Genomic DNA, 6304 nt, shown 5'->3' on the forward strand with positions numbered 1-6304 from the left:
TCTCATGTGTTTCACGGCCGCGTGGCTCGCGCTGGCGGGGTGGGCGTGCGGCTCGGGGAGCACGGCGCCCGAGGTCGTGGCGCCCGCCGTGGAGCAGGCGTTCCCGGGCGAGAGCGGTCCGGTACAGACGGCCTTCGTCGCCACGGCGCGAGGCACACGCGAGGTGACGTTCCAGCGCATCCGCGGTGAGCGCGTGGTGGAGGGCGACATCCTGCTCGCGCCCGGCCAGCTGCGGCCGGAGGGCGTGGCGCAGTCCTCTCACTCCGCGCAGGGCGCCACCACCCATGGCTCGTACCGCTGGCCGCAAGGCCGCATCCCCTACGTGTTCCGCTCGGACCTGCCGGCCGACACGCAGGCGGAGGTGAATGCCGCCATCAATCACTGGCAACACTTCACCTCCATCCGCCTGGTGCCGCGCACCACGGAGGCCAACTACGTCGTCTTCCAGCCCGGCTCCGGGTGCTCGTCGTACGTGGGCATGGTGGGCGGGGCGCAGGCCGTCACGCTCGAGGCGGCCTGCAACCTCGGCAGCGCCGTCCACGAAATCGGTCACGCGGTGGGCCTGTGGCACGAGCAGTCGCGCACGGACCGGGATGCCCACGTCAACATCCACTGGCAGAACATCCAGCCCGGCATGGAGTACGCGTTCCAAACCTACCGGGAGCGGGGCTTCAACGGGTACTGGGAGGGCTCGGACCTGGGTGGCTACGACGTCCGCTCCATCATGCACTACACCTCCTGGGCCTTCAGCGTGAATGGACAGCCCACGATCACCACGAAGTCGGGGGGGTTGATTGAAGGCCATCGCATCGGACTGACCCCGGGCGACACCGACGCCGTCGAGGAGTTGTACGAGGGCAGCACGCCCGCCGTCGTCCGGCTGGACGCCACGCGCCTGGCCCGCGTGGTGCGCAAGCCGAACACCCACCTCTACTACTCGGAATGGAATGGCTCGGCGTGGACGGCCGAGGTCGACCTCGGAGGCACCATCCGCTCCAGCCCGGCCATCGCGTCCTGGGCCCCGGACCGCGTGGACATCTTCGCCATCGGCGTGGACCGGGCCGTGTTGCACAAGTTCAAGCAGGGCACGGTGTGGAGCGAGTGGGGCTCCCTGGGCGGGTACGCCACGTCCGCGCCGGCCGCGGTGTCATGGGGCCCCAACCGCATCGACCTGGTGGTGCGCGGCGGCGACAACGCCATCTGGCACAGGGCCTGGGACGGCGTCGTCTGGCACGGCTGGGGCAGCATCGGCGGCCTCGCCACCTCCGCGCCCACGGTGACGTCCTGGGGGCCCGACCGCCTGGACATCTTCGTGCGCGGCGGCGACAACGCCATCCAGCACAAGGCCTGGGCTGGCCGCTGGTACGACTGGGGGAGCCTTGGCGGCAGCGCCACCTCCGCGCCCGCCGCGACGGCCTGGGGCGTCAACCGCCTGGACATCCTCATCCGTGGCCCGGACGGCGCCATCTGGCACAAGGCCTGGAATGGCGTCTGGCACGACTGGGGGAGCCTCGGGGGCTCCACCTGGGGCGCGCCCGCGGTGACGGCCCGCGGCGTCAACCAACTGGACATGTTCGTCCGTGGCAGTGATGGCTTCCTGTACCAACAAGCCTGGACGGGCAGTCAGTGGACGGGGTGGTACCTGCTCGGGGTGCCGATGTACTGACGGACACCTCCCGGGCGGGAGCATCACCACCCGCCCGGGAAGGCCTCGATGACCTCGTGGAAGGACTCGAAGGCCCTGTGAGGAATCGCCCGCTCCCGGCAGTAGGCATGCAGGCTGGCACGGGCGAACACCCAGTCCGCCACGTCCGCGGCACAGCGGTCCGAGGCACCATCCCCGCAGTAGGCCACCTTGTATCCCCGGCGCTGCCACTCCTGGACGATGACCCGCTTGCAGGAGCCGCACTTCCCGCATCCGCCCCCGGCACCGGGGAAGCGCACCTGCATCCCCTCCGGGGCGCACGTGGCCTCGTTGGCGCGGACCTGGAGGTGGCCGCGCAGCACGGGGTCGAGCCGCTCGAGCACCGCGTGGATGTAGACATCGAGCCCGGCGGAGGCGAGCACGAAGGGACGCCCGGCCTCCCGGCAGCGGGAGACGAGCGCCTCGAAGCCATGGCGCAGCACGGCCCGCTCGCGGGCGAAGCGGGCCACCTCCTCCTGGCTGGCGCGGATGGGGTGGAAGATGCGCTGGAGCAGCGTGGCGAAGTCGAACTGCCCGGCGAGGTACTCGTCCTCGGCGCGCCGCCAGTTGTCATGGCCTCCGAAGTGGATGGCGACCGCATTGCCCAGGTCCTCCACGGTGGCGGTCGCGTCGAAGTCACAGATGAGGGCCCAGCGTTCTTCCATGACCGGGCATACTAGCCCGGTCCCGTCGGCACCCGGTCCAGACCGCGCCCGGGCGGCGAGGGAGCGAGCGGACGGGGCTCTCGTTCCTCGCTCCGTCGCCCCCGGCCCGGACCTCGGTGAGTCCAGCCGCTCGCGTCGCGAATCCAGGGCGTGCCATGCGAGCCGACGAGGATGACTCGCCCGCCGTGGACCACGGGCGCGCGTGAAGTGAGCGCCCAGGCTCTGCCGCGCGGCCCGAGCCGCCGCAATCGGGGGCCGCTCTCCACGTACGAGAGGTACCCGCCCCCATCTGGCCCGAGAGAATGGATGGCCTCCCTGCCCCGCCTGCTGCTCATCGCACTCCTGTCCGTCACGCGCGCTGCCCTCGCGGCCGAGACGCCCGAACAGCTCGCGCTCCAGGGCACGGCCGCCGCCATCGCCGCCAGCCCCGATGATGGCAGCGTCCTCTACAACGGCGCATGTTCCGCCGCGCTGGCGGGCCGGAAGGCCCAGGCGCTGGAGTGGCTGGCCCGGGCGGTCGCGCTCGACGGTGTCGACGCGAAGCGCATGGCCGCGGATCCCGATCTGGCGGCGCTGCACGGCGACCCGGGCTGGCGGCCCCTGCTCCAGGTCGCGCAAGAGGCGCAGGCCCGGCGCGAGCGGATGTGGAGCAGCCCGGCGCTGGCCACGCCCTACCGCGAGACACTCCCGGAAGACGAGCGCGTGGCGGGCCTGTCCAAGCTGTGGGCCGAGGTGAAGTTCAACTTCGTCAACTTCGACCGGGTACCGGAACTCGACTGGGACGCGCTGTACGCGCAGTACCTCCCCCGCGTCCGAGCCGCCAGGGACACCGTGGCCTACTACCGAGAGCTGCAGTCGTTCGCCTCGCGGCTGCAGGACGGGCACACCGGCGCCTTCATGCCGGGTGAGGTCTTCGAGCGCGTCCACGCCCGGCCGGGGCTGACCACGCTGTACCTCGAAGGCCGCGTCATCGTCCGCGCCGTGTTCGATGAGCGGCTGCGCTCGCTGGGCATCGTCCCGGGTTGGGAGATTGTCACCGTCGAGGGCCAGCCGGTGGCGGAGTACGCGGCGGCGAAGGTGATGCCGTACTTCTCGTGGTCCACCCCGCAGGACAAGCTCTCGCGTGCGTACGAGCGGTTCCTGCTCGACGGTCCTGTCGATGCGGCCGTGAAGGTCGGCTTCAAGGATGCGCGCGGCGCCCTTCGCGAGCTGGAGCTTCCGCGCATGGGCGTGCAGGCGCGCAGCGCCGCGCTGCCGAACGCGGCGCCGTTCGAGTGGAAGCTGCTGCCCGGCAACATCGCGTACGTGGTGTTGCGTGGCTTCGGCGACGACCGTCCGGCGGAGGCGTTCGAGGCCAGCTTCGAGCAGCTCTCCAAGGCGGACGCGCTCATCCTCGACATCCGGGACCACGGCGGCGGCAACACCTCCGTCGGGCTCAGGATTCTCTCCACGCTCACGGACAAGCCCTTCGCGACCACCGCGTGGAGAACGCGCGAGTACCGGCCCGCATACCGTGCATGGGGCAGGGGCGAACGGTCCTTCCGGGGCGAACCGAAGCAGGTGCCTCCCAGCGGGAGGTTCCACTACGCGAAGCCGGTGGTGATGCTCACCAGCCCGCGGACATATTCAGCGGGCGAAGACTTCGCCGTGGTCTTCGATGCGATGAAGCGGGGGACCCTCATCGGCGAGCCGACCGGTGGCAGCACCGGGCAGCCGCTGATGATTTCCCTCCCGGGCGGCGGCAGCGCGCGCATCTGCACCAAGCGCGACACCTACCCGGACGGCCGGGAGTACGTGGGCGTCGGGGTGATTCCGCAGGTGAAGGTCACGCCGCGCCTGAGCGACTTCCGCGCCGGACGCGACACCGTGCTGGACGCCGCGGTGCGCCTGCTGCGCGAGAAGCGCTGAACGGTGGGTACTTCTGGAGCGGAGTCTCCGGACCCTCAATACTCCTGGAAGTACTGCTGGAGCTGCGCGGGGTCCTTCGTCTTGGTGAGCGCCAGCTGCAGGAGCACGCGGGACTTCGCGGGGTTGAGCTCACCGGAGGCGACGAAGCCCAGCTTGTCGTCATCCACCTCACTGGTGCGCCGCACGATCCCGCTCATGACCCGCGTGCTGCGGACCACGGCCACGCCCTGCTTGACGGCCTTGGCCAGGACCTCCCGCGACTGATGGGTCATGTTCCCCTCGCCCACGCCCGCGATGACGAGCCCTCGCGCGCCGTTCTTCACCGCGGCCTCCAGCAGGTCGGCGCTCATGTTCGCGTGTGCATAGAGGATGTCCACGCGGGGGAGCTTCTCCACCTTCTCGATGGAGAACTCGCTGCGGTGGGTGTGCTTCTTGTCCATCGGCTCGAACCACGTCACCCTGCCGCCGTGCACGAGCCCGGCGGGGCCGCGGTTGGGGCTCTCGAAGGCCTGCACGTTGGTGGTGTTCGTCTTGATGACGCTGCGGGCGGCGTGGATTTCGTCGTTGATGGCCACCAGCACGCCCCGGCCTCGCGCGCCGGGGTGGGTGGCCACCGCGACGGCGTTGTACAGGTTGGCGGGCCCGTCAGCGCCGAGGGCGTTGGCCGGGCGCATGGCCCCGACGAGAACGACGGGCTTATCGCTGCGGATCACGAGGTTGAGGAAGTACGCCGTCTCCTCCATCGTGTCCGTGCCGTGCGTGACGACAATGCCGTCCACGTCCGGAGTCGCGAGCAGCGCGTTGATGCGCCGGGCCAGCTTCAGCCACACGGCATCGTTCATGTCCTGGCTGCCGATGTTGGCGACCTGCTCGCCGCCGAGGATCGCCAGTTGCTTGAGGTCCGGCACGGCGGCGATGAGCTGCTCCACGTCGAGCGTGCCCGCCTTGTAGGCGTGGTCCTGCTGGCGCGTCTGCGTTCCGGCGATGGTGCCCCCGGTGGCGAGGATGCGAATGCGCGCCTTCCCCTCCTCGGCCTTCTCCGCGGCCGCCGCGTGCGAGGCGCTCAACAACAGACATCCCAGCAGGGCGAGACGAATACCGGCGGCGGTGCAGTGGCTGCGCATGGTGCTCCTCGCGGCCCTCCCGCTCGCTCCGGGCGGCGGCCGCTCTCCAAGAGTGTGTGGGTGGTTCGACTCGGGCCGCATCATGCCGGCCCCGCGGTCCCCGGTCATCCGCGGCTCCTGCTCTTCCGGTGCCCTCACGACACAGGACGAGCGCGCTGAAGTTCAGACTGTAGCGGGCAGGAAGACGATCCGGGCGCCACGCCGTCCTACCCCAGAGCGCTCACCCACCAGGGCAGTGCCCGTCCAGGACATGCAGACGGGACGCCGCGTTGTCCTGATCCAGGGGAGAGCTCCCCACACCGAGGCACGACCGGTCCACGGTATGGCGCCAGCTCCCCCGACAGGCTCGTCGCGGCGTCCTGATCCAGGGGCTGACCTGCTTCAGGGAAGTCCGCGAGGATTGCCTGCGGCTCCCTTCGCCATTCCAGCGCCGCCCCTTCTGTTTCCAGGGCGCATCTTCCGCGCCTCGGATTCGTTCGAGGCGGGAATCTTCCCGTCCTCGGAGGCGCCCTCCCTCATCGTGAGCGTGGTGCCAGGTGCCCCATCGCAGCCTCCATGGCGGTCAAGGCGTCGTCCCGCGGCACCGCGTGACTCCCGAGCCCGCGCGCGTGTCAGCCCCCGCCTCGGCCCATGGATGGACCGAAGGGCACGCCACCGGATGAGCTGCCAGAGGTCATTCCCTGGCGCGAGCCGCATCCTTCCTGGCATGTCAGCCCTCTCCGGAAGGCGGGCCGTCGTGGAGGAATGATTCCTCCGGCGAGGCGGCATCCGAGGCGGGTCGTCGTGGAGGAATGATTCCTCCAGCAAGGGGGCGCCCGAGGCGGGCCGTCGTGGAGGAATGATTCCTCCAGCAAGGGGGCGCCCGAGGCGAGTCGTCGTGGAGGAATGATTCCTCCAGCAAGGGGGCACCGGGGGGCTGGGAG

General features: G+C 70.4%; 4 protein-coding genes. 2 read left to right on the forward strand and 2 right to left on the reverse strand.

Going from position 1 to position 6304, the window contains the following annotated elements; all coding sequences use genetic code 11:
• The first annotated feature begins 4 nt into the window (after nucleotides 1-4).
• Nucleotides 5-1666 carry a M12 family metallopeptidase gene (locus tag HG543_RS28645; RefSeq protein WP_169348062.1) on the forward strand — a complete coding sequence of 554 codons (1662 nt, stop codon included), beginning with the start codon at nucleotides 5-7 and terminating at the stop codon, nucleotides 1664-1666.
• Nucleotides 1667-1689: 23 nt separating this feature from the next.
• Here HG543_RS28645 and HG543_RS28650 read toward each other — a convergent pair whose 3' ends face one another.
• Nucleotides 1690-2349 (reverse strand): HAD-IB family phosphatase, encoded by a 660-nt coding sequence (locus tag HG543_RS28650; RefSeq protein WP_169348063.1) that lies wholly within the window; start codon nucleotides 2347-2349, stop codon nucleotides 1690-1692.
• 306 nt (nucleotides 2350-2655) lie between these two features.
• On the opposite strand from HG543_RS28650, the gene HG543_RS28655 reads away from it, so the two are divergent.
• The gene (locus HG543_RS28655) at nucleotides 2656-4257 is read left to right on the forward strand and encodes a S41 family peptidase (RefSeq protein ID WP_169348064.1); all 1602 of its coding nucleotides are present in this window, start codon (nucleotides 2656-2658) and stop codon (nucleotides 4255-4257) included.
• A 35-nt stretch (nucleotides 4258-4292) separates the two neighbouring features.
• Here HG543_RS28655 and HG543_RS28660 read toward each other — a convergent pair whose 3' ends face one another.
• Entirely contained in the window at nucleotides 4293-5381 is a 1089-nt protein-coding gene (locus HG543_RS28660; RefSeq protein WP_169348065.1) for a type II asparaginase, read from the reverse strand.
• Nucleotides 5382-6304 lie beyond the last annotated feature (923 nt).

Origin of the sequence: Pyxidicoccus fallax (assembly GCF_012933655.1) — a bacterium.
GTDB classification, from domain to species: Bacteria; Myxococcota; Myxococcia; order Myxococcales; family Myxococcaceae; genus Myxococcus; species Myxococcus fallax.